We start from the raw sequence: 25,173 nt of genomic DNA on the forward strand, positions 1-25,173 counted from the left end.
GCGCTTTATTTCAGCTTGCGGAATAAATAGGCTTTCACTGACAGAGACTGTTTGTATAATGCTTATGATTTTGCATGTATTTTTTGTATGTTTTTTAGAATTAATAGATATTTTTTTAACAAGTAGCTATTTTATATTTATTTTTTATTTGTGTTTGTGTTAATATATTAGTGATTTAAAGTTTTTCAAAACCTTTTTAAAAACATTTATCAATAACAGTTATAACATCTATCGTAAAATCCGGTACATTTCAGTTCAGGGGCTGCGATGGCTGTTGTAAAAATAGATTATTGGGGAGGACTTAGTAATGAGTAAGTTAGACACAGCATGTATAAATACCATAAGGATTTTGGCTGCCGAAGCAGTTCAGTCAGCTAATTCCGGACATCCGGGCCTGCCGCTGGGCGCTGCGCCAATTGCATATTCTGTTTGGGCCAAGCACATGAAGCACAACCCAAAGAATCCAAATTGGGCAGGAAGGGACAGATTCGTTCTTTCAGCAGGTCACGGTTCAGCAATGTTATATTCACTTCTGCACGTTTTCGGCTACAATGTTTCACTTGAAGACCTTAAAAACTTCAGACAATTCGGAAGCAAAACTCCGGGACATCCTGAGTTCGGTCACACAGAAGGTGTTGAAATCACCACCGGTCCTCTTGGACAGGGTGTTGCAAACGGTGTGGGTTTTGCAATGGCAGAAAGATTGATGGCTTCCAAGTTCAACAAGGAAGGCTATAATGTAGTTGACAACTATACTTATGTATTGTCAGGTGACGGCTGCCTTATGGAAGGTGTCGCATCTGAAGCAGCTTCTTTGGCAGGTACCTTGAAGCTTGGCAGGTTAATTCTTTTATATGACAGCAACAAGATCACTATTGAAGGAGATACCAGCATAGCATTTACCGAGGACGTGGCTAAGCGTTTTGATGCGTATGGCTGGCAGGTTCTCAGAGTTGAGGATGGCAACAGTGCTGATGATATCAGTGCTGCAATAGAAAAGGCAAAAGCTGAAACAGGCATGCCTTCCATTATAATAGTTAATACCCAGATCGGTTACGGTTCACCAAAAGCAGGTACCTCCGGAGTTCACGGAGAACCCCTTGGAGCGGAAGCTCTGGGTAAAACCAAGGAATACCTGGGAATGTGCAAGGATGACTGCTTCAACGTAACGGATGAGGTTGCAGGTTTTACAAAGGATTTTATACAGGCGGGCATCAAAGCTGAAGAAGCCTGGAATGAAATGTTTAAAAAGTATGCCGCTGAGTTTCCCGGCCTTGCAAAGGAATGGGAATTATGGCAGAACAGCAACTATGAAGAGCTTCTCTTAAATGATGAAAACTTCTGGAAATTTGACAGCAAGCCAAATGCTACCAGAGCTATATCCGGCAACCTTATAAACTATCTTGCAGGAAAGCTTCCAAACTTTGTTGGAGGTTCCGCCGACCTGGCTCCTTCAAATAAGACATATATGAAGGATATGGGAGATTTCTCGGCTGCCGATTACAGCGGAAGAAACCTTCACTTTGGCGTAAGAGAGCACGGAATGGCGGCCATAGCCAATGCCATGGCAATATACGGGGGCTTGAAGACTTACTGCTCCACCTTCTTTGTTTTCACAGATTACATGAAGGGCGCTATGAGATTGTCAGCCCTTATGAAAAATCCTGTTACCTATGTAATGACGCATGACAGCATCGGAGTTGGAGAAGACGGACCAACCCATCAGCCAATAGAGCAGCTCGCTTCAATCAGAAGCATACCGAACTTCGTTGATTTCAGACCTGCTGACGCAAATGAAACCGCTGCTGGCTGGTTTACAGCCGTTACAAGTACATCTGCACCTACCTGTCTTGTTTTGACCAGACAGAATCTTCCTGTCCTTGATATCGACGGAAAAATAGCTTTAAAAGGTGCCTACACACTCTTGGATTCCAAGAATGCTGCTCCGCAGGTTATTCTTATAGCATCCGGTTCAGAGGTGCATGCAACCCTTGAAGCAGGAAAACAGCTCCAGGCAGAAGGGATAGATGCAAGAGTGGTAAGCATGCCTTCAATGGCCCTCTTTGAGAAACAGTCCGCGGAATACAAGGAAAGCGTTCTGCCTTCCTCGGTGGCAAACAGAGTTGCAGTGGAAGCGGCAACCTCTTTCGGCTGGCACAAATATGCGGGCTTGAAGGGTGAAACTGTAACAATAGACACTTTTGGAGCCTCCGGCCCTGCCGAACTGCTTTTCAAGCATTATGGCTTCACTGCTGAGAACATAGCAGCAAAAGCAAAGGCAGTTATAGCTAAATAATAAAAAGCAAGCTGGAATTATTTCCAGAAAAAAACCCATCCGGTATCTGAACCGGATGGGTTTTTTTCTATACGTTATACGTTTTTATCCTATGCGTTTCCTTATACTACGAAAGAAGTGCCCTGTCATTGGCAAATTCCTCTCCGCTGGCTTTCCCAAACCGCTTGAGCAAGTCTTCCACCGTAAGCTTCTTTTTTTCTTCACCCTTTATATCGAGAATAACCTTGCCCTCATGCATCATTATCAACCGGTTGCCGTGCTTAATGGCATCACGCATGTTATGGGTTACCATTAAAGCCGTCAGTTTATCATCCTCAATGAATTTGTCGCTTAATTTCAATACCTTGTCGGCAGTTTTGGGATCAAGTGCGGCTGTGTGCTCATCCAGGAGCAGAATTCTAGGCTTCCTTAGTGTTGCCATCAAAAGGGTTAAAGCCTGCCGCTGTCCCCCTGAAAGCAGCCCGACTTTTGCATCCAGCCTGTTTTCAAGACCCAGGTCCAGATGGCTGAGCAATTCTCTGTATAAAGCTCTTTCCTTGTTTTTTATACCCCAGCTTAATCCTCGGCTTTGCCCTCTCCGGTATGCCAAAGCCAGATTCTCTTCAATACCCATATTTGCAGCAGTGCCCATCATGGGGTCTTGAAATACTCTGCCCAGCAACGCTGCACGCCTGTGCTCCGAATATTTTGTAACCTCGGTATTATCTATGAAAATGGAGCCCTTGTCTACGGGATAAACTCCTGCCACACTGTTCAGCAAAGTCGACTTGCCGGCACCGTTTCCACCAATCAAGGTGACAAAATCACCCTCCTCAAGCTCCAGGCTTAAATTTTTAAGAGCAATCTTTTCATTTACAGTTCCGGGATAAAACACCTTGTATATTCCATTTACTTTAAGCATTTACTCACCCTCCTTGATGGATATTTTTGCAGGGCGGAAATATTTTTTTAGTTCGGGCAATGCCAAAGCAATTGCAACAGTAATTGCAGTAAACAGCTTCAAGTCATTGGCCGGCATACCCAGTTTCAATACCAGGGCTATAATTATACGGTAGGTAATGGCGCCTAAAACCAGGGCAATAAGCCTGTTGAAAAAGTTCCTCTTTCCAAAGAGCACTTCGCCTATAATTACAGATGCCAGACCGATTACAATAGACCCTGTACCCATTTGTACATCTGCGAAGCTCTGACTTTGAGAAATCAGGGCTCCGCTCACAGCTACAAGGCCATTGCTGATAATCAGGCCTACTATCTTCATTACGTTGGTATTGATGCCCTGGGCACGAACCATGTTTGGATTGTCTCCGGTTGCCCGGATTGCAGAGCCCAGTTCTGTCCCGAAAAACCAGTACAGTAATCCCACCACCACCGAAACACAAACAAGTCCCAGTGAAATCACGGCGGCAGTATTATCCATACCAAGCCTGATAAAAGGTGTATAGACCGTATCCATCCTTAAAAGTGCTATATTGGCCTTTCCCATTATATGCAAATTTACAGAATACAGAGCAATCATAGTCAAAATTCCCGACAAGAGAGCCGGTATTTTAAGCTTTGTGTGCAGGAGCCCTGTTATCAGGCCCGCTGCCAATCCTCCCACCAGAGCCAAAGCCGTTGCAGCAAATGGATTTATGCCGGCACTTATTGCCTTCGCGGCAATGGCCGCACCCATTGCGATGCTGCCCTCAACAGTCAGATCCGCAATATCCAGGATACGATAGGTAATATATACGCCTATGGTCATTACAGCCCAAAGCAGGCCAAGGGATATTGCACCAAGAATTATATCCAACATTCAATTCACCCGTTTTCATAGATTTAAATCCCGACCTGCCGGTCAGGCGTCCAACCAGTTTTATTTTTCCTTCAAAATATACTGTTCCAAATCAGCCGGTATCTTCAGTCCGATCTCATTTGCCGCAGTGCCGTTAATTGCATAGTCAAAGTTCTTGGAGCCTTCTATAGGCATGGAAGCAGGCTTAGCTTCTCCCTTCAGTATCTTGACAGCCATAAGGCCGGCCTGGTAGCCCAAATCCTTATAATTTATGCCAAGAGTTGCTGTTCCCCCGCTGACCACCATGTTTGCCTCACCGCAAATAACCGGTATTTTTGCTTTTGTGGTAACACCACTGACGAGAGGCATTACAGATGCAAAGGTATTGTCTGTAGGAATGTATATTACGTCACATTCGGTCACTATGGATTGAGCTGCCTGTTGAACATCATTTGAGTTGGTAACTGTTGCTTCAACATATGTGAGCCCAAGTTTTTCAATAGCCTCTTTGGCAACCTTTGCCTGCACTATTGAGTTAACTTCACTGGAGTTGTACATTACACCGACCTTCTTGGCGTCAGGTACCAGCTTCACCAGGAGATCCATCTGCTCCTTTATAGGATTCATGTCTGATGTTCCTGTCACATTTCCTCCGGGAGCTTCATTTGAATCCACAAGCTTTGCTGATTCAAAATCGGTGACGGCTGTAGCGACAATTGGTATTTCTGTAGTTTTTCCTGCAATTGACTGTGTTGCCTGAGTTCCTATTGCAAGCACCAGATCTGCCTTGTTGCTTACAAAGCGGTCGCTTATGGTTGAAAGATTGTTTTGATCACCCTGTGCATTCTGCAAATCAATTGAAATATTCTGTCCCTCAGTATAGCCATTATCCTTCAGCGCCTCGACAAAGCCTTCCCGCGCCGAATCAAGAGCAACATGCTCCATACCTTGAATAATACCTATGTTCAGCTTTTTTGAACCAGCATTCTGGCTGTCGGTTCCACAGCCTGCTGCGCCTGCCAGCATTGCCACAGACAGTACTACTAATAAACCCCTATTAATTTTTTTCATACCCGTTCCTCCGTTCTACATATTAATATTTATTTATTCAAACCATCCCCAGGGGACAATTTTGAACTCTCAAAACACATATCCTTTTACGGACAATAAAAAAACGCCTCCCGTTAATATACAGGGGCGAATTAGCTTCGCGGTACCACCTTGTTTCATTGTTTCCACAACCTCAGCGAACAAACTGTCTTGTTCCCACACTATAACGGGCGAATCCCGAAAACACCTACAGGGCCAGCGCCTTTGAGTGTACAGCTCCCAAGATGAATTCACAGCATTTTTATCCGCCTTCTTTCACCAACCGAAGGCTCTCTAAAGGATTGCACACTGCTACTGGTTCTTGATCATGACCTTTTTAATATGAATTTTTACAGGATTAAAAGCCTTTGTATGCGTATTTTACTATAGAGATTTTTTTATGTCAACCAGCAAATATATCTAATAAAATGTCCAAAAGCGTTTGTTTAAATTATACTATTTTATCACATTTAATCAAATATTTTTTTTCATATTGCCTTTCTGTTTTGAGAATCTCTTTCCACTGTCCGTAATTCATTATAAATAATCGTATCTCAATTAAATATTATCATTTATTATTATTTTTTTATTGACAAACAATAATTTTTGGGTTATATTTCATTTAGGTTGATAATATATTATTATATCATTAGTGGTCTGTAACATCTAACCACTAACATCAAAGTAACTTACGGAGGTTTATATGAAGCTTCACCTGCCCGGGCAAAAAAATCTCAGCTATGTGGTAGAGGTTCTGTGCACTGTCTTTCAGATATTGGGAGTAATCACCGTAGCATCCTTGCCATGGACGCTTAACAATTATCTCCTCTTTAAAAACAGCTACGTATCCGGAAATGTGTACTATTCAATGCTGGTTCTTTTATTTCTGTCCGGTGTATGTGCCTTTTCAATACTCGTACAGGCAAAAAAAATACTTCACGACATCAATAAAAAGGACCCGTTTACCTTTGATACGGCAAAGCGGATCAAATATATAGCCTACTGGTGTCTGCCCATTGCTGTGGCCTACCTTGTTGCCATATATTTTATACCCTCAGCCTTTGTTCTTCTTGTTGGACTTACCTTCTTATTTCTCTCTGCCTGCATATTCATAATATCGCAGCTATTCTACCAGGCAGTCAACTACAAGCAGGAAAACGACCTGACTATCTAGCGTAAAGGAGAGACGGAAGATGCCCATCATTGTAAATGTTGATGTAATGCTGGCCAAGCGGAAGATGAGTTCAACCGAACTGGCCGAAAAAATAGGAATTACAACTGCAAATCTTTCAATACTTAAGACCAATAAAGCAAAGGCCATCAGATTTTCCACCCTGGAAGAAATTTGCAAGGCGCTGAACTGTCAGCCTGCTGATATTCTGGAATACGTACCGGAAAAGGACGCTGCTTTAAAAAAATAATCAGCTTTCAAACCCAGTCTTAAATTATGCCGTCCATTTAAGTCGGTGAAACCATAAAAGGAGCGATAACCCATGGAAGATCAGAAAAACCCTCAGCATGAGGACTTGACAAAACAAACGCCTGACAACCGGGAGAATAATCCGGCCTTAACATCAGTTTCCCCCGGAGTAACCTATTACAGCCCCTATATTCCCCGTGACAAGACTCCTGAATACCAGGCCTTCAAGGCCAGGGTAATTTCGTCCAAGGGTGTTACTATTACAGTACTGAGCATACTGCTTGCAATCCTCTTTACTGAAACCATTTTTCTTGGCGCTGCCGGAATTTCCGTTCCTGTATTTGCCCTTGCTTTTTATTCCTCCCTCTTCTATTATTTCAAGGAAAGCGGCAAACCCTTTAACAGGCCTGCAATATATTTGACTTTTCCGGTGTTCTTGCTGGCCTTCAGCTTTTTTCTCCATTATAACCCCAGCACCCAGTTTATAACCTGGCTTACTCTTATCAGTCTGGTGTGCATACAGCTTGTAATGCTTGGAAACAATCCGGGTGAAAAGCTTTTCTCCTTTGACATGCTGTTGAAAGTCCTGGCAAATGTAATAGGCAGACCTTTTACCAATCTTGCCATGCCCTTTATCTCATTGGAGTACCTGAGGGGCAAAAAAAGCAAAACCTCTAAAAATGCTATTTTGATTTTTATTGGCCTGGCAGTCTCACTTCCCGTTGCATTAATCCTGCTTGGGCTGTTTATGAGTGCCGATGCCGTATTTGAAAATGCAGTCAACAGCTTGATCGACTATATGGGAGTAGATTTCGGAAATACCTTTGCTGACATCTTTGTGGGTTTCTTCGGGGGAATTCTTTTATCCGCTGCTCTGCTTGGCCTTAAATATGAAGAGCTAAAGAAAAAACCTGCCGGTACGGTGGGCAATTGTCTTGACAGTCTGGTTGTAGGAACCTTTTTGACCATAATAAATATTCTTCTGATTGCCTTCGTAGGCTTTCAATTTGCATACCTGTTCGGAGGCACCAGCAATATCAATCTGACAAATATGACTTATGCAGAATATGCCAGAAGGGGCTTCTTTGAGCTCACTGCAGCTTCAGGCCTGATATTTTCAATCGCTCTTTTCGTTACGGTAATGACAAAGAAGAAGGATTCCCGGCTGCCCTTGTGGGTTAAGCTCTGTACGGTTTCTCTATGCCTGTGCAATGGAGTCCTGCTTGTATCGGGCATGAAAAGAATGCTCCTTTATGTTGATGTCTATGGATTGAGCGTAAAACGTGTCCTGACCCTCTGGTTCATGTGTATTATAGGACTGTGCCTGGTGTGGATGATGATCAAATGCTTCATTCCGTCCGTAGATGTAATAAAACTGATAGGCATCACTGTTGTGGCAGGTGTATGCATCTTAAGCCTTACTAATACAGAACGGATAATAGCCCGGTATAATATTGACAGATATATCAGCAGCCCAGATGCAATAACCCTGGATATCTACCACCTGGGAGGGCTATCCTATACCACCACTCCTGAGATTGCAAGGCTAAAGTCATTAGAGTCAAAAGACGGCCAGTATACCCGTAGAGACATTGTAGACATCCTGTACAAACAGAAGCAGGCCTATAACAGCAGAAATTTGATATATGGCTTCACACTGGACAGCATCCAGGCCCAAAAAATATTTTCAGAAAAGTAAACAGGCAGAAAGATTGACATCCTGTGCCTCAAATGTTATAAAATAATAAAAAACCTGCTTGAATATAATCAGGCAGTATGGGGTAGAGGAAACTATATGTATGCAGATATAAATGAACTGTTTTTGTACCGGAATTTTGAAGATCAGTCCCTTTTCGAAAATTTTGCAGGTATAATCAATCATTACGAAAGTATAAACTATGAAGAAATCAAAAAGAATATTTATCAATGTGCCAATGAGTTGGTTGAATTTGGTGTCCGCTACGGCTTTGAAGGAAACTTATGGCATGGTTTTCTGACGTATTCCCTGGTCAATAATGAAAATTCTTTTTCAAAGTCTCTGGAGATTGAGGGTTCAGCGGGGGGCACCATTTCACAGCTAGCCATAAATGACTTTTCGTTGTTCAAAAGGCTTTACGATTTTGACCTGAGTTTAATTGATAAGGTTCTTGGAATCAAATGCCTTTGCTTTATCTCTGACTTTGTCAATTCCGACAGTTCAAAGGCTATAATAGATCAGCAGACAGTATGGGCTTTGAAAGAGCTTACAGGATTACTTGGCTCCGCATCCGACAGCCAGGAATTTTATAATCAAATAAGCAGCTTCTACCGCCAGTTTGGAGTGGGTAAGTTTGCAATATACAGGGCCTTCAAGGTAATTTCCGGCGGACCCTCGTCAGGGCAACCGGCAGATATTGCACCAATAACCAATACTGAGCCCATTACTCTTGAGGACCTGGTAGGCTACGAACTTCAAAAGAAAGAACTTATAAAAAATACCGAGGATTTCATAAACGGCCACAGGGCAAACAATGTTTTGTTATATGGTGACAGCGGTACCGGAAAGTCCACAAGCATCAAGGCTATCCTCAACCGGTACAGCAGCCGCGGGCTCAGAATGATAGAGGTATACAAGCATCAGTTCGGGCATCTGCAGGAGATAATTCAACAGGTCAAAGACCGTAATTATAAGTTTATAATATATATGGATGACCTTTCCTTTGAAGAATATGAAACCGAATATAAGTATCTCAAGGCCATAATTGAAGGAGGACTTGAAATACACCCGCAGAATGTCCTGCTCTATGCCACCTCCAACCGGAGACATCTCATACGTGAAAAATGGAGCGATAAGGCTGACAGGGATGACGACCTCCACACCAATGATACCGTGCAGGAGAAGCTGTCACTGGCTGCGAGGTTTGGGCTGTCCATCCTATATATCTCTCCAAACAAAAAGGAATTCAATAATATTGTAAATGTCTTAGCCCGGAAAAACAGCATTTCACTTCCTGAAGACCAATTGCTGCTGGAAGCCAACAGGTGGGAAATGCGCCATGGCGGCTTATCCGGCAGAACTGCCCAGCATTTTATAACTTACCTGAAAACCAAAGTCTGATATATTCAAGAGCCGGAGTTACTGCCGGCTCTATTTTTATTATGCGGCAAGAAAGCCATATATTGCCGTAACCATCTATTCATTTCGGAAGTTTTCCTGTAAAATTAAAAATGTACTTTTTCGATAAAATTTACTTATTTATTCAATCTATTGGGGGCTTTTATGTCGAAACAGATAAAGTTTTTTCTCCTGGCTGTTATTTTTATGTTCACCTCCTTCACAGCATATACTTCAGTCACTGCAAAACCTGCTTACTCAAAAACACTGGAGCAGATATATAAAAGCAAGGACGTGTATAAAGACACAGAAACCAGATTAAACGAACTGAGCAGAAACTACAGCAGTATTACATACTTGTTTAAAATCGGACAATCCGTTCAGAACCGCAATTTGACTGTGCTAAAAGTAGGAAACGGTCCAAAAAAGCTTTTTATCAATGCCTCTCACCATCCCAGGGAATATATGGGCACCATTCTTACCCTGAACCAGATCCAGTACATACTTGAGGCATACGCAGCCAATAAGACCATTGATAACTATAACATAAAAAAACTTCTGGACAAGGAGGTATCCTTTTATTTTCAGCCTCTCGTCAATCCAGACGGTGTGCAGATCTGTGTCAGCGGTACGCCTTCATATTACTTCAATGCCAATAAGGTTGATCTGAACCATAATTATGATGCCCTTTGGTTCAAGGAAATTACAAGCACCTATTCCACTGGTGAAAAGCCCTTCTCGGAGCCTGAAACTCAGGCCGTCAAGGCTCTGTGTGAAAATATTGAATTTGACCTGACTATGGCGTATCACGCGGCAGGCGATATTATTTACTGGTATTTCGGGCAGCAGGGGGCCGACAAGGAAAGAGACCTTGCATATGCAAATATGCTTAAAAATCTAACAGGCTATACACTTGTCAGTCCGGCAAATTATAAATCCTCTACCTCTGGTTTTAAGGACTGGTGTGTTATGAAGCTGAAAATTCCATCCTTTACCCTGGAGATTGGAGGAAAACGAGGATTATCCAAGCCGGTGGAGTGGTCGTGGTACAATTCGGTATGGGACAAAAACAGGCTTGTTCCTGTAAGAACTGCAACACAATTGCTGAAGCAGACAAAATTTAACGACGATAAGAAAACCGCTTTGATTTTTAATAAATCCCTTGTGGTTTTGAGTCAGAATATTGTTTCTGTGGACGGCACCAGCTATATTTCCTTAAAAGACGCGCAAGCCCTTGATTTCGCCAGTTTGGACAAAGCTATACAAGAAGAACTCAGTGCCTCCCGGATTTCTCTCAAAGGGCTTCCATATTTGAAGCTGGACGCCCTTGTGGGACAGTTGGGTTTGACATGCCGCTATGACAAGGCGGTAAACACTTATTATATTCAATGATGAATATTACATAAATTGTGTATTTTAATAGTAATGTCTGGAAATAATAGTTGTAACCGGAAATTACCTACTAGCACAATCAGATATTTGAAAGGAGAATTTTAATGGGTGACAAAGGCAGTGCAAAGAAGGCACCGAAAATGACTAAGAAAGAGGCTCGCGCCGCCAAAATTGCGGCCCGCAACAGTAAAAACACTGATGAAGCCTAGGCATTCACAATATAGCATACCTGTTTTTATTAGTATTGCTGTGCTGTGATAGTCCTGCAGATACTAAAAAATATGAAATTGCATGGGCAATTTCATATTTTTTCTTTTGGCAAAACCTGCATATACGGCTCCAAGCTCATATTAAACCACTCAAATATCATTCAAGCAGCTTCGACTTTTCCCCTATATAGTATATACACAACTTGTGCAGGGGACGGGTCATTGCAACATACAGAAGTTTGGTATCCAGAGCATTTTCAGAATAATTTTCGCTGCTGGCATTTGACAGCAGCACTGCATCGAACTCCAGACCCTTTGACAAATAAGATGGCACAATAACCATACCTGTCCTGTACTCCATTTCATTTCCGGTAATCAGATTAATATCCTTATGCTTCTTCTTCAATAACGGCAATAGCTGCCGGCATTCCTCCATGGTTTTGCAGATTACCGCCATTGTCTTAAGACCTTTATTTTTAAAAGCTGTGAGCCTCTTGGAAATGTTCCCTGCAACGCTTTCAAAAGAATCCCCTTGAATATACTCCACCTCTTCACCATGCCGTATGACAGGGGTCCCTCTGAACTTTGCCAGTTCCTTCAGCTTGCCCATAACACCATTGGCAGCTTCCATTATTTCAACCGTAGTTCTGTAGCTTTGCTCCAGAGTCAGAAATTCGCACTTCCTGCCGTCAAAAACCTCATGGACTATCTCCTCCCACTGCCGTACACCCCGGTAGGAATGTATGCCCTGGCACAAGTCTCCCAATATGGTAAAGGAACTGTCCTTAACAATCCTTTTCAGCACAAAGAACTGAAAAGCACTAAAATCCTGGGCTTCATCAATGACAATGTGCTTTACAGGCACTTTCTCGTCAATTCCGTATATTTTATATTTCAGATATATTATGGGCGCCAGGTCCTCCAGTTCCAATTGCTTGCTGCCCAGTATTCCAAGGGTGTATTTCCTGGTGAACTCACACACCTCCCTGCCGGCATACCTGCCTGCCAGGAGGTTAAAACCCTCACCGTCCTCCATCAATTCAACATAATACTGATAAGGGCTGAGTTTCGGCAGCTCTTCCAGGTATTCCTTAACAAGCGTCTTTGAGACCTTTTCAATTTTGCCTAAAACTCTGTCCCTCTTTTCAAAGGCCTCCCTTACAGCCTTTTGCCGTTCTTCCTCATTGGCTGCTTTTATTCTGGCCATAGCAACCTTCTTATCACATTCGGCCTCAATCTGAGCGATAAACTGCTGCTTGGCCGTTTTCAGCCTGGAATTCAGGCTCTTTTTTATCTCATTCATCCTCTGGGCAATAGGCCACATTCCATACTGTGTCAGAAAAATATCATTGATTTCTTCATAGGTATAGATTACTTTAGTACCCAGCATAAGATCCTTTTTTGGTATAAAGTCCTGCTCTATTTTCAGGATATATTCATCTATGATTTCTTTAAAGTTCATTGAGGTTTTAAATATTGAGGCTTCTCTGAGCATGTCATTATAGCCTGACTGACTGGCAGTGCCATTTAGGTTTACAAACCTGTTCAGCTTTTCATTGGCATCGGTAAGCTTAAACTTTTTACCGATCAGCTCCATGGCAAAATCTTCAAAGGTAGTTTGCTTAACCCGCTCAACTCCCAATTCGGGAAGAACCTCGGATATATAATTTAAAAACAGCCTGTTGGGGGCTATAATCATAAAGTTTTCGGGTTCAAAGGTTTTTTCAAAAGTGTAAATGAGATATGCGATTCTGTGAAGCGCTATTGTGGTCTTTCCGCTTCCTGCCACTCCTTGTACGATAAGCGGCTTCCACATGGGGGCCCTGACGATTTTATTCTGCTCCTCCTGTATGGTTGATACTATTTCCTTAAGCCGGTTTTCTGCATTTGCTCCCAGATAGGTCTGCAAAAATTCATCGTTGGTTGTGATGTCTATATCAAATATCGCTTCCAATTTACCGCTGTTAATTGAAAACTGCCGTTTAAGAAGCAGTTCACCTTCTATCGTACCGTCAGGGCATACATAGCTGGAATCCCCAAGCCTGCCTTCATAATAAAGATTTGCAATGGGTGCGCGCCAGTCAACAATAATTATTTCCTGGTCCTCATCTCTTGCCAGTGACATTTTTCCGATATAAAGCTTCTCGGTACTGTCGGACTCGTATTCCTTAAAGTCAACTCTTGCAAAATAGGGCTTGCTTCTCGCAGTGTAAAGATTTCTTACCTTCAGCGCCAAAGTATCCTGCAGCATTGTATTTACCATGACACTTGTATAATCGGCACTGCTGTCTCCACTCATATGCCTTTTGACATTTTCCAGTTCATTGCTTACTTTTTTTCTTTTCTCCAATGCTCTCTCCAGACTTTTCTCAACATAGTCCAGGGTGTATCTGCACCTTTCAAGCTCTTCCTTATAGGCCGGATGGTTTGCAGTTGACATAATCTGTACCTCCTTCTTACGCACCTGCGGCACGTAAATGAATAATATACTTTACTGACCACATACAAATATTCCCCGGCCGTAGGGACGGGGTTATCACTTTAAAATAGACTTATATTATATATTTTCACTTTTTTGAAATCAACGGTTGTAACACAATTGGAATATATTTATTTTATGTCTCTGTTTTGGTAAATTTGTGCCTAAAAGCATGGACACCAGGAAAAGGATACATACAAAGAATATGTATATGAGATTCCCCAATGTCCTGACCGAATAAAATATATAATCAGTACTGCTGATACATGCTAATTATATTATTATTGCGGCACATTATAAATAGACATTTGTATACATATATTCGGCAAAAAATATAAACGTTTTACATTTCCCGCTTTATATTATCTTAAATAGAATGGGATACCTGTGAACAAGTCTTGTACGCCGTCCTGTACACAGCCTCTCCCAGTATATCCATTCCTATTTTTATGCTTGCTGCGTCTGTATATTCCTCCGGGCTGTGGCTGATTCCCCGTTCACTTTGAACAAATATCATGGCACCGGGGGCTATGGAACTGATTATCTGTATATCATGCCCAGCACCGCTGAACATATCAAGATAAGGTATGTTCAGCTCCTCCGCTATCTCTCTGGACAGACCGGTCAGACATTCATCCATGGGTACGGGCATCTGCCGGCATAAATATTCAATATGCATCCTCAAACCATTTTTTAATGCCAATTCGTTGCATTTCTTCTCAAAACTGCAGCCCATATTGAGCAAGACCTCACTTTGAGGACATCGCAAGTCGGCTATCAGCATGGCTTTATCTGGTATGATATTGGTTGCTCCGGGTCTAACCTCCAGTACTCCCACAGTTCCTACGGAATCACACCCCGACTGTCTTGCAAGCTGCTGCACAAAACCCACCAGCTCTGCTGCGGCAACCAGAGCATCCTGCCTGTCCTGCATTGTCGTGGTTCCTGCGTGGTTCGCTTCACCTGTAAATTCAGCTTTTATTTTATACTGTCCGGTTATGGTTTTTACTATCCCTGCGGGAATACCAGAGTCATAAAGCTTCCTGCCCTGCTCGGCATGTAATTCAAAAGCACATAATATGTCGCTTCTCTTACACGACTTCAGTATTTCTTCGTCAATTGGAGCAAGCCCCGCCCTTTCTCTGGCGGCATTGAAAGACAATCCCGCTGCATCTGTTAAGCCTTCTATTTCCTCATAACTTATTTCCCCTGTAATAGCCCTGCTTCCTAAAAAACTGCTTTTAAAACGTCCGCCGTCTTCATCACATACGGCCAGCAGTTCAATATTGTGCTCAGGTGTTCCGTATTTAAGAAACAGGGTGTCGAGAACCGCCAGCCCTGCAATGACGCCAAGGGCTCCATCATAGGAGCCTCCGCTTTCTACAGAGTCATAGTGGGACAACAGCAGCACCGTTTTGTCGCTTCGCCCCTCTATGCGCCCATACAGGTTGCCCAGAGCATCCCTTCTTGTTTTCATATTGCCGGACAGCATCCAGCTCTCCAGCTCGTCCATGGCCATATTCCAGGCATCGGTATATAAAAGGCGGTGGTTCCAGCCGTTATCCATATTTTTTAAGAATTCCAGATGTCTCAGAACACTGCCAAGGCATTCAGTACTGTTGAAGCTCTCAGTCATATGGCCGCCTCTCCTCTTCCAGATAAATTCAGTACTTCAGTTATTAACAGTTCAGGCATTTGCACTTCCCTCTATGGTATTTGCCATGGTCAGCAGGGTATTTGCCAGAATATCCACCCCCACTGCAATGTCTTCATAGTCAGTCCATTCGTCCGGGCTGTGGCTTATACCCTTTTTACTGGGTACGAATATCATCGCAACAGGTGCAAATTCCCCCACAAAAAGTGAATCATGATATGCACCGCTTATCATCCTGCGATAGTCAATTCCCTGACTCAAGCATACATTTTCAATGGTTTTTATAATTCCTTCATCGCATTTCATTGGAATATCATGGTTTTGCAGTATCATCCTTATCTTTACATTGCGTACCGACTCAATCCGGCCAACTTCCTCTTCCAACCTGCCTATCAAAATATTTTTTGACTGGAAGTCAACATCTCTTATATCAATGGAAAACCTCACAGTGCCCGGTATTACATTGACTGCATTGGGAACCACGTCCACCCATCCTACGGTAACAGTTGTGTACTCACTCAGCGACTCCCTGGCAAGCTTCTCCAACGACAGGGCCAGTTCACAGGCAGCCATGTAGGCATCCCTTCTTGCAGTCATTGAGGTCCCTCCTGCATGAGACTGGCAGCCCTGGACTTCAACCATATAATTAGTAGGGGCACATATGGCTTTCACTATCCCTACGGGCAGTCCTTCCTTATCCAATACTCCATTTTGCTCTATGTGAAGCTCAACAGCTCCGTACACACTCCCTCTGGCTACAGCCAACCTTTCAAACCCGTTTCTGCTGTATCCCAGGGAATCCAGCACCCCCGCAAGGGTATTCCCGTCCTTATCCAGCAATTGGTGCATATCCTCTTTTGTGAGCCTTCCCGCCATTGCTCTGCTGCCAAGGCAGGACAGACCAAAGCGTGTGGGTTCCTCGGAGGTATATACAATAAGCACAATGCTTCTTTCAGGCCTTACTTCCAACTGCATTATAAGTCGTAGGGCTTCCAGACCTCCCACTACGCCCACCACTCCGTCAAACATTCCCGCATTCAGGACGGAATCTATGTGAGAGCCTGTCCAAACGGGCTCAAGCTGTGGATTCCGGCCCTCCAGCACCGCATATATATTTCCTATGGCATCTTCATGCACATTTAAATTCAATTTTTTCATTTCAGCCTTTATGTACTCCCTGGACTGGATTTCAACCGGCGTAAAAAGTACCCTTGTGGTACCGAATTCGGGTGTGGAATTAAACTCGTTTATGCTCTCAATCCAATTCTTAAGGTTATCAATTTCTGCGTGATTTAACATATGAGAAAATCTCCTTGATCAAACGACATTCTTCGGAACGCCCTTCAGCCACCCGTCAATATTGTCCAGCACTATTACGGCCCGCTTTTCCATGGATTCTGCGGTAGCAAACGCCACATGGGGCGTAACCACGGTGTTGGGAGCGTTGAAAAGCGGATGGCTTTGAGGAACAGGCGGCTCAACTTCAAATACATCTATGCCGGCTCCCGCTATCTGTCCGCTTTCCAGTGCCTCTGCAAGAGCCTGGCTGTTCACAACAGGGCCCCTGGCAGTATTTATCAGTATGGAATCCTTTTTCATCAGTTTAAGTTTTTCTCCATCTATCAGTCCTTTTGTCCCAGCGTTTAGTGGAACATGCAGTGAAACAATATCACAGGTGGAGAGCAGCGTATCCAGATCAACATATTTAATTCCTGTTTCCGGTTTTACAGTGCGGCTGTATGCATACACCTCACAACCGAAAGCTTTGGCAATACCTGCAGTCCTCAAGCCTATTGCACCTGTGCCTATTATTCCGAACTTTTTACCTTCCAGCTCAAAACCAATAAGTCCTGCCTTTGTCAGACCAGCTCTCGCTGCCTTATCACAGGGAATAATTCTTCTGTAAATGGAAAATATCAGCCCAAAAACAAGGTCGGAAACTGCTACTGTGGAATATCCTGCACAATTGCAAACTGTAATGCCTCTTTCATGGCAATATTCAACATCTACATGGTCCACTCCCGTAAAAGCCACACAAATCATTTTGAGTTCCGGACAATGTTCGATTATCTCTCTTCCGTACCTGAAGTTTGTCAACACCACAGCATGGGCATCCTTGCTTCTTTCTATAAGCACCTCCGCCTCCTCCGCTCTTGTGTCGTAATACACTACTTCCATTCTATTCTCAAGCATTTGGGAAGTCATAGCCAGGAGTTTTTCCTTATCCACACCCAAGGGCTCTAATATCACAAGTTTCATAATAATGGTCTCCGTTCCGCTGCCGTCAAGGCAGCAATTGAAATAAACAGCGGTAAAGCCTTTACCACCTTCCGCAGGGTTCATTTATTAATGCTTCCTGCTATAAAGCAACATCCCTGTTGCAGTCTTTGGAATAAATATAGGTGAAGGGTTTCGTTCCCACTCCATAGGCACATTGTGGAACATATGGGCCAAACCAGATGAAATCGTCCTTTTTTATGCCCATCCACCGGTCGTCAAGCATATACATGCCCTCTCCCTCCAAAATATAGGCACCATGCTCCTGTACATGAGTCTCGGCAAAGGGATGGCAGCCTCCCGGGCTGAAGGATAATATATGCATATTCATGTCAAATCCCATATCTGCAGGGAGCAAATCCTTTATGAATACATTGCTCATACCATCATATATCCTGTATTCCAGAAGGTTTACGTTGCCGGTGTATAAATACGGCTGCCCTTCCTTGCAGGGGATATATCTCTGCTTGTAGAACAAAAGCCTGCACGGCTCATGACCCCGGTTCTCGAAGCTCATGCCTGTGCCCGGCGGAGTATAGGCATATCCGCCCCCTGTAAGCATAAAGCTCTTTTTTCCTGCATTTATACCTACCTGTCCATCCATGCAATAGATAAAGCTCTCAATATCCTCTTCTCCGCCGAAAGTCTCTGCCACTCCGCCTCCTGGCTGTGCCTCAATGACATATTGAACGAAACCTGCTCCCATCTTCGGTGAAGCCACTATACTGACCTTGCAGTTTTTAATTTGGGGTATTATGTTATTAACCAGGCCTTCCCTGGGGATTACTGCAAAAAGCCCCGGCTTAATTACAGCTCTTGTAGCTAATAAATCTTTTGGATAACCCATTTGAACCTCCGCCTTATTTATGTCTCTATTATCCCTTCGCTATATCCTTGTTACAAGTCTCCCATGAGAACTTCCTGTCAGTTCTCCCTGACGGGAAACTATTTTACCTCGCACAACGGTTAAGACAGGCTTACCCTTTCCCTTTAATCCGGTAAAGGCAGATATCCTGTTTTTGTATTTTAAATCCTCAGCCGTTATCTCCCATTCCACCTGAGGGTCTATCACAGTAAAGTCCGCATCGAAACCCTCCTGGATTCTTCCCTTTCTGCCGTAAACGGAAAAAATCTCGGCAGGCCTTTGACTCATAAGCCTTGCCACCATACAGGGGCTTTCTCCCCTGGAGTTTACCACCAGATGGTACAAGCCTTGAACGGTAGTCTGCACACCGCTTATACCACCCCAGGCGCCAAATGCTCCCAGCTCACCCTCTTCTTTTTCCTTCTCTGTTGCAGGTGAATGGTCTGAACAAATAAGGTCAATAGTTCCGTCGCAGACATAGGACCACAGTGCTTCTGAATCCGCCTTCTTTCTAAGAGGAGGTGAGCACTTGTACAGCATCCCCTTTTCCAGCAGAGTCTCTTCGTTGAACACCAGATAATGCAGACAGGTTTCTGAAGTTATTTTAATACCTCTACGCTTTGCAAGTCTTATTTCTTCGGCTACGGCAGGATGGCTCACATGGCAGATATGTACCTTTGCTCCTGTACTTTCGGCCAACCGGATTAAATCTTTGGTTGCTTTCAGTTCCGCTTCCACCGGTCTTGATTCCAGATAATCCATACGTGACAACTGTCCATTTTCAAGCTTATTTAAAGTAAGCCGCCTGACTATTTCATCATCCTCGCAGTGAAATCCTGCCAGACCTCCAAATTTTTTAAGAATGGACAGTGCACTATGGATTTCTTCGTCGTTAAGTGAGGTGTAATCCTCTCCCGGATCGCACATAAAACATTTAAAGGCCAAAACACCGCATTTGTTCAACTCCTCAAGCTTTTTCATTTTCATATTTGAGTTGATTAACGCTCCCCAGAAGCCGAAATCTACCGCCGACCTGCCTTCAATCAGAGCCAGCTTCCCGGCAAAGGCCTCGGCATCCATGACAGCAGGCTTATTCAGCATAGGCATGTCCACAACGGTTGTAACACCCCCCAGAGCGGCGGCCTGACTACCTGTCTCAAAGTTTTCCCTCCAGGTATAGCCCGGCTCGTTAAAATGCACATGGCAGTCAATAAATCCCGGAAAAATATATTTGCCCTCAATATTTAAAGTTTCAACTGCTTCCGCGGTTTCATGCTCCTTTAATGTTCCTGCCACCTTGCCCGCTTTTACGGCTATGGACCCTTTTTTTATACCGTCGGCGTTCACAATCACAGCTCCGGTAATGAGCAAATCATACATTTTCTTCCCCCCGTGTTTTATGTGCGTCTGCATTGCTTAATTTCAATTGGCAGTTACAAGCTCCGGAAATACCTTCTTCAGAATAGATGCGTCCGCATACTTATCAATGCTTGGAGCTTCGGGGATATTTCCCATTTCCTTCATGAAGTCTGCCATGGATACACTGGCATCAACAAAAGCCTGATTGTATTCCATTGTATATTTATTCTTGCCCATTATCTCCTTCACCTGTACTGTCTCCAAATGCAGTTCCGCCGCAATGATTTCCGCAGCTTCATCAGGCTTTTCAGCTATGAAGTCGGTGGCCTTTTTGATGGCTTTTATAAGTGATGCCACAGTGTTGGGATTTTCCTTTAAGAAATCATCTGTTACCTGCATTGTAGTGTAAAAGCTTAACCAGTTTACATCACCTGACTTTTCAGGCAGATAGGATTTTAATCCGCTGAACAGCAGAGTTCCTCCCAGCTTCACAGCATTTGACACCCAGGGCTCCCAGCAAGCCATTGCATCTATATCGCCCTTTTCAAAGGCGGCAATTTGATCGGAGGGTGAAAGAATAACAAATTTAATCTTGTCTATATCCACACCTAGCTCCTTACACATGTTCCTGATAGCTATCAAAACACCTGCACCGGAGGCTATTCCTATTTTTTTGCCTTCAAGATCCTTTGCAGACTTGATCTCAACACCCTTGCGAGCAACCACGCACTGGGTATTTCCGATATCTGCCACCGTGGCAACTACTTTTACACCAACATTATTTGCAGCCAGGGCAATATCTGTATACGTGGACTCAAATGATACCTTGGCTGTTTTTCCTGATATCAATGGCGAAATATCTCCACCTGACTGGATCAGCTTATTTGTAACCTTCAGACCTTCTTCAGCAAAGTAGCCTTTTTTATCGGCAATAATCTGCTGTGCGGAAATCTGCGGGTCAATAACACCGTATAAGGTCAAGTCGGTTATTTCATTTCCATTGCCTGCTGCCGGACTTGATTGGGCTGCAGTTGATTTTGTACTGTCTGCTTCTCCCACCGATGCAGTACTGCTGCCAGAGTTGCCACAGCCTGTGATTATGGTGGCCGTCATCATACCTGCCAACAATAAACTTAATATTCTTCTTCTCATTTTCATATTGATTTTCCCCTTCCGGTAATTAAGTGTAAATAAATATTTATCTTATATTAAGTCTGCAGCCTTAATAAATGCGAATTATATATTGCCGCGAGCATCAATCCTCTACGGCATTGGATATCCCTTCCTTCTTCCACTTCAGTATGACATTTTCCAGAGCTGACAGTATACCGTGAAAAATAGTGTATTCCAGACCTATCAGCGTTGCTGCCAGAAACATATCCGACATCTTGAACCAGTTCTTGGAATCTATAATTATAAAGCCCAAGCCGGAGGAGGCCCCCATCATCTCTGCCACAACCAGCGCTGAAAACGTAAATGCAAGACTGGCTTTCATTCCTGTCATAATATTGGGCAATGCGGACTTGAAGGTTATCTTGGTAAATACTTGAAAGGGTGTGGCTCCCAGGCTTATTGCCGAACGTATCAAATGCGGGTCAGTGTTTCTGATGCCGTCTGTAACATACCCAAGCATTGGAATAAAGGTGGCATATGCTATTAACGAGATTTTGGAACCTTCTCCTATTCCAAACCATATAAGGAACATTGGGAGAAATGCAAGAACGGGTATTGGCCCAATCAGGTTCAAAACCGGTGTCACCATATTGTCAAACCATTTCCAACTGGTTATCATAACCCCTATGATTATTGAAACAATCAGACCTATGATAAAACCTGAAATCATTCTGTAAAAGCTTTCGCCAATATGTATGAACAGGGTTCCCTTCATCAGATAAGAATATCCTGTCTCAAGCACCATATACGGTGAGGGCAGGAACACCGGATTAAACCAGTTGTGTTCAAGATTCAGGTTGCTTATATACTGCCATATAAGAAAGAAAACCAATAAGGAAAAAAGCTTATACCATTTATTGCTTTTAGCCTTTTTAATAGCGGCAGTCCTCCTGGATACAGCAGGGGCAAAATATTTTTTTTCTGTAGGCTTATTTATTAACAAGAATTCATCCTGTGCCATTACAAACTCCTCCTCATTCAGCGATTAGCAATCCCGCCTCGTTTTCTGTCAGTCCCTTTTCGAATATATCCACATATTCCTGAAATTCCGGACTCTTTATATCCCTGGGCCTGTCCAAATCAATTCTGACATCCTGCTCAATATGCCCATCCTTTAGCAATACTACCCTGTCAGCCAGGTACACTGCTTCAGGAATGCTGTGGGTAATAAAGATAATTGTTTTCTTTGTTTTCTCCCATATTTTGATTATTTCACATCTCATATTGTGACGAATCATTGCGTCCAGTGCTCCCAGTGGCTCATCCATCAGAAGCACCTGGGGATCATTTGCCAGAGCTCTTGCTATACCTACCCTCTGAGCCATACCTCCTGAAAGACTTCCGGGGTATTTTTTTTCATAGCCCTTTAGTCCTACCAGCATTATCAGTTCTTCCGCCACCTTCCTGGCATCTTTTCTCCGCTTGAGTCTCGGTCCGAACTCTATGTTCTGCTGTACGGTGTACCATGGAAACAGGGCATGCTGCTGAAAAACCACTCCTCTTTGTGCTGACGGACCGTCGATTTCCTTACCGTTTACCATGATTCTCCCGGCATCCACCTTCAAATAACCTGCCAGCAGGTTTAGTAATGTGGACTTTCCGCAGCCGCTTTTACCCAGAATACATACAAATTCTCCATCCTCGATTTTCAGATGAACATTATTTAGTACATATTTCGGTTTGCCCTCAACTTCTTCAAAAGCCTTGAAGACATTTGTCAAAATCACTCCCATGTCTCTTCCCCCTATTTTCCAGGCCCTTTGCCAATTTTAATATACAAAAAGGACGTAACATAACACAAATGTTATAATTACGCCCTCGTAAGCTTTCTATTAACTTTTAAGTTTCCTCTGACTTATTGCCTTATTACTGAATTAATATGCTTTTATTATAGCAGGTGAACTTACCATTTCATAGTACTATATGCACATTTTTCATAGTTTTCAGTGTGCATATAGTACTATCAATATGGCTACGTAACATTTCTCAGTATCTCATACGCGCATATGCCAAGATAGTAGGAGTATGCCATGCCATAGTCATCCGGATTAAAATTTATCAGATCCTTTATTTTTTCAAGTCTGTTCATAAGAGTATTCCTGTGCAGGAACATTTTTTTTGCGGTCTCACTGGCGTTGAATTTACACTTATAATAAGTTTGTAAAGTGTTGAACAACTCGGCATCATTCTGAGAATCATATCTGCTTAAAGGCTCAACCGTGTCCCTGTAAATTTTGTTCAACTCTTCAAAAGAAACCTTTTTCAGCAGGTGGTATGCCGTTTGAGTAGAGTAAGAATATATTGGTTTGTCGCTCTTTATGGTCAGATTGATTCCATATGCATCCATACAGTCTTTGAAAGCCGTTCTTATAGCAGCTACGGTGTCATGGCACCTGCTTATTCCAATCTTTAATTGGTAGCACAACCGCCCCTTTATAAGTTCATACAGTGCCAGAGCAACCTCCTGGGCCTGTGCGACTGCCTCCACAGGTCCAACATTCTTTCCCGAAAATAAAAAAACTGCCAGCATTTCGCGTCCAATGCAGATGTATACTTTTTTATCCTTGCATACATCCTCTTTGATGCCTTGGCAGAGTTCTTTTATTATCTGTTTTTTTAGGTATTCGTTCTGGCATTCACTAAATGCTATTGTAATACACACCTTTTTTGACCTGTAATCAAAGCCAAAAAAATCACATAAATTTATAATTTCATCGTCAGGCCTTTCGTTGGTTGACATCAGAAAGTCAAGAAAGAAGTCCTGGTATGTATGTTGCGGTACAGCCTTGCCTGCGGTAGTTCTAGCCACTTCCAGAGAGAGGATATGCACAGCCTTTTCAAGAATTCCTTGCTGAAGTAATCCTGCCTCCCCTTCCTCCATAAATATGTACAGGCTGCCCCTGAAATCCGGCATTATCAGCACTAAAAACCTGCAGTCAATACCATTGATGGAAATATGCTTGTAAATATTACTTGCCTTCTTGTCGCTGTCAAAATATGATATGTGTGATATATTTGATTCCGTCAATACATGAGTACCCCGCTCCAGTACCAGATTTGCATATGGAGGAGATATCCCTGCTGAAATCAATGTATTCTCCATGTCCGCCAACAAAACAGGCCTTTTCAGAAATATGGCAAGTTCATTTACCATATGGTCTATTCCCTTATTTTCAAAAAACAGCGATGTGAGCCTGTCTAAAAATTTATATTGTATTTCAAAATCACTGAGCTTCTGCGAATTTATTTCTTCGTAGACCATATTCAACACATCTGAGAAAGAGTAGTAAAACGGCATCTCGACCAGGGGTAGCCCCACCAGGTTTGCCTCCTCCATCATTTCCGGGGGAATGACATTTAAAAACCTCTTGATTTTTATGCCCAGGCCTGCGCATCCTGCATCCCTAAGCTCTCTTATAATGCTCCTTTGAAGTGCAGCATCATCCTTGAAAATGTACCCCGTTGTAAGTACAAATTCATCCCTCTTTATCCATTTGACCACATCGGGATTATCCAATATATTCACACTCTTAACCACATTACCTGTGTATTCCTTTCCGGCAATACATTTAAAATTATTCAGACGTTCACTGGAAAGAAGCCATTCAAGCGTTATCCCCATTCTATCACCTCTTTATTCTCAAATCCATCAAAGCTTATACGGGCGAATAATTCAAATCGCCTGACCAGCGTATAAATTTGCATTTAATAAATTTTATAATAAATCATTTCAGCACGTGAGGCAATACACAGCTATTATTTCGAATCAATTTTTCAAAGATAAAAGAAGCCCTCTAGCTATTAACTCATAAGCCCAAAGTCTTTGTGTCAATATTTCTCTGAAATAAAACAGGCCTTCGCGCTATTAACACATAAGACCAAAAGCCTCAAGGATAAATAAAGTGATTAACAAAATATATCGCCTCAAAACAAACAAGACCTCAAGTTTTGAACTTGAGGTCTTGATATAAATCTGGCAGAGACTTACTTTCCCGGGCCGTGTCCAGCCAAGTATTATCAGCACTGAGATGCTTAACTGCCGTGTTCGGTATGGGAACGGGTGTATCCATCTCGTCATTTCCACCAGAAAAT

General features: G+C 43.0%; 19 protein-coding genes, 1 rRNA gene and 1 other annotated feature. Of the genes, 6 read left to right on the forward strand and 14 right to left on the reverse strand.

Annotated elements, in window-relative coordinates:
* Positions 1-307: 307 nt before the first annotated feature.
* A complete protein-coding gene (gene tkt, locus CLHUN_RS12725; RefSeq protein WP_080064987.1) occupies positions 308-2,296 on the forward strand; it encodes a transketolase in 1,989 nt (662 codons plus the stop codon).
* 106 nt (positions 2,297-2,402) lie between these two features.
* Here the strand turns inward: tkt and CLHUN_RS12730 are convergent, their stop codons facing one another.
* From CLHUN_RS12730 to CLHUN_RS12740, 3 genes are read right to left on the reverse strand one after another with little or no spacing between them, the layout of a single operon-like run.
* Positions 2,403-3,197: an ABC transporter ATP-binding protein gene (locus CLHUN_RS12730; RefSeq protein ID WP_080064989.1), complete on the reverse strand. Its 795-nt coding sequence runs from the start codon at positions 3,195-3,197 to the stop codon at positions 2,403-2,405.
* The gene (locus tag CLHUN_RS12735) at positions 3,198-4,091 is read right to left on the reverse strand and encodes an ABC transporter permease (protein ID WP_080064991.1); all 894 of its coding nucleotides are present in this window, start codon (positions 4,089-4,091) and stop codon (positions 3,198-3,200) included.
* 60 nt (positions 4,092-4,151) lie between these two features.
* Positions 4,152-5,141, reverse strand: coding sequence for an ABC transporter substrate-binding protein (locus tag CLHUN_RS12740; protein ID WP_080064993.1), 990 nt, complete (start codon positions 5,139-5,141; stop codon positions 4,152-4,154).
* A gap of 119 nt (positions 5,142-5,260) precedes the next feature.
* Positions 5,261-5,498: a binding site (T-box leader), on the reverse strand.
* A 364-nt stretch (positions 5,499-5,862) separates the two neighbouring features.
* Here CLHUN_RS12740 and CLHUN_RS12745 point away from each other — a divergent pair.
* From CLHUN_RS12745 to CLHUN_RS12765, 5 genes are all read left to right on the forward strand, one after another.
* Positions 5,863-6,333 carry a DUF2975 domain-containing protein gene (locus CLHUN_RS12745; protein WP_080064994.1) on the forward strand — a complete coding sequence of 157 codons (471 nt, stop codon included), beginning with the start codon at positions 5,863-5,865 and terminating at the stop codon, positions 6,331-6,333.
* 19 nt (positions 6,334-6,352) lie between these two features.
* On the forward strand, positions 6,353-6,580 hold the full coding sequence (locus tag CLHUN_RS12750) for a helix-turn-helix domain-containing protein (protein ID WP_080064996.1): 228 nt from the start codon (positions 6,353-6,355) through the stop codon (positions 6,578-6,580).
* 72 nt (positions 6,581-6,652) lie between these two features.
* A complete protein-coding gene (locus CLHUN_RS12755) occupies positions 6,653-8,278 on the forward strand; it encodes a DUF4153 domain-containing protein (RefSeq protein WP_080064999.1) in 1,626 nt (541 codons plus the stop codon).
* Positions 8,279-8,374: 96 nt separating this feature from the next.
* Complete coding sequence (locus CLHUN_RS12760) at positions 8,375-9,676, forward strand: ATP-binding protein (protein WP_080065000.1); 1,302 nt, start codon at positions 8,375-8,377, stop codon at positions 9,674-9,676.
* A 162-nt stretch (positions 9,677-9,838) separates the two neighbouring features.
* Positions 9,839-11,065 (forward strand): M14 family zinc carboxypeptidase, encoded by a 1,227-nt coding sequence (locus tag CLHUN_RS12765; protein ID WP_080065002.1) that lies wholly within the window; start codon positions 9,839-9,841, stop codon positions 11,063-11,065.
* 366 nt (positions 11,066-11,431) lie between these two features.
* Here CLHUN_RS12765 and helD read toward each other — a convergent pair whose 3' ends face one another.
* From helD to rrf, 11 genes are all read right to left on the reverse strand, one after another.
* On the reverse strand, positions 11,432-13,714 hold the full coding sequence (gene helD, locus CLHUN_RS12770) for an RNA polymerase recycling motor HelD (protein WP_080065004.1): 2,283 nt from the start codon (positions 13,712-13,714) through the stop codon (positions 11,432-11,434).
* A gap of 406 nt (positions 13,715-14,120) precedes the next feature.
* Positions 14,121-15,389 carry a Zn-dependent hydrolase gene (locus CLHUN_RS12775; protein WP_080065006.1) on the reverse strand — a complete coding sequence of 423 codons (1,269 nt, stop codon included), beginning with the start codon at positions 15,387-15,389 and terminating at the stop codon, positions 14,121-14,123.
* A 51-nt stretch (positions 15,390-15,440) separates the two neighbouring features.
* On the reverse strand, positions 15,441-16,706 hold the full coding sequence (locus CLHUN_RS12780; protein ID WP_080065008.1) for a M20 family metallo-hydrolase: 1,266 nt from the start codon (positions 16,704-16,706) through the stop codon (positions 15,441-15,443).
* Positions 16,707-16,724: 18 nt separating this feature from the next.
* Positions 16,725-17,666, reverse strand: a complete 942-nt coding sequence (locus tag CLHUN_RS12785; protein ID WP_080065027.1) for a 2-hydroxyacid dehydrogenase — start codon at positions 17,664-17,666, stop codon at positions 16,725-16,727.
* Positions 17,667-17,766: 100 nt separating this feature from the next.
* On the reverse strand, positions 17,767-18,531 hold the full coding sequence (allE, locus tag CLHUN_RS12790) for a (S)-ureidoglycine aminohydrolase (RefSeq protein WP_080065010.1): 765 nt from the start codon (positions 18,529-18,531) through the stop codon (positions 17,767-17,769).
* A gap of 39 nt (positions 18,532-18,570) precedes the next feature.
* The gene (gene allB, locus CLHUN_RS12795; protein ID WP_080065012.1) at positions 18,571-19,929 is read right to left on the reverse strand and encodes an allantoinase AllB; all 1,359 of its coding nucleotides are present in this window, start codon (positions 19,927-19,929) and stop codon (positions 18,571-18,573) included.
* 42 nt (positions 19,930-19,971) lie between these two features.
* Positions 19,972-21,066 carry an ABC transporter substrate-binding protein gene (locus CLHUN_RS12800; protein ID WP_080065013.1) on the reverse strand — a complete coding sequence of 365 codons (1,095 nt, stop codon included), beginning with the start codon at positions 21,064-21,066 and terminating at the stop codon, positions 19,972-19,974.
* Positions 21,067-21,163: 97 nt separating this feature from the next.
* Positions 21,164-22,042 (reverse strand): ABC transporter permease, encoded by an 879-nt coding sequence (locus CLHUN_RS12805; protein ID WP_080065015.1) that lies wholly within the window; start codon positions 22,040-22,042, stop codon positions 21,164-21,166.
* A gap of 13 nt (positions 22,043-22,055) precedes the next feature.
* Entirely contained in the window at positions 22,056-22,814 is a 759-nt protein-coding gene (locus CLHUN_RS12810; RefSeq protein ID WP_080065016.1) for an ABC transporter ATP-binding protein, read from the reverse strand.
* Positions 22,815-23,053: 239 nt separating this feature from the next.
* Entirely contained in the window at positions 23,054-24,703 is a 1,650-nt protein-coding gene (locus CLHUN_RS12815; protein WP_080065018.1) for a PucR family transcriptional regulator, read from the reverse strand.
* A 349-nt stretch (positions 24,704-25,052) separates the two neighbouring features.
* Positions 25,053-25,169 (reverse strand): 5S ribosomal RNA (rrf, locus tag CLHUN_RS12820).
* Between the last annotated feature and the right edge of the window lie 4 nt (positions 25,170-25,173).

The sequence above is a fragment of the Ruminiclostridium hungatei genome (assembly GCF_002051585.1).
Classification (GTDB): domain Bacteria; phylum Bacillota; class Clostridia; order Acetivibrionales; family DSM-1351; genus Ruminiclostridium; species Ruminiclostridium hungatei.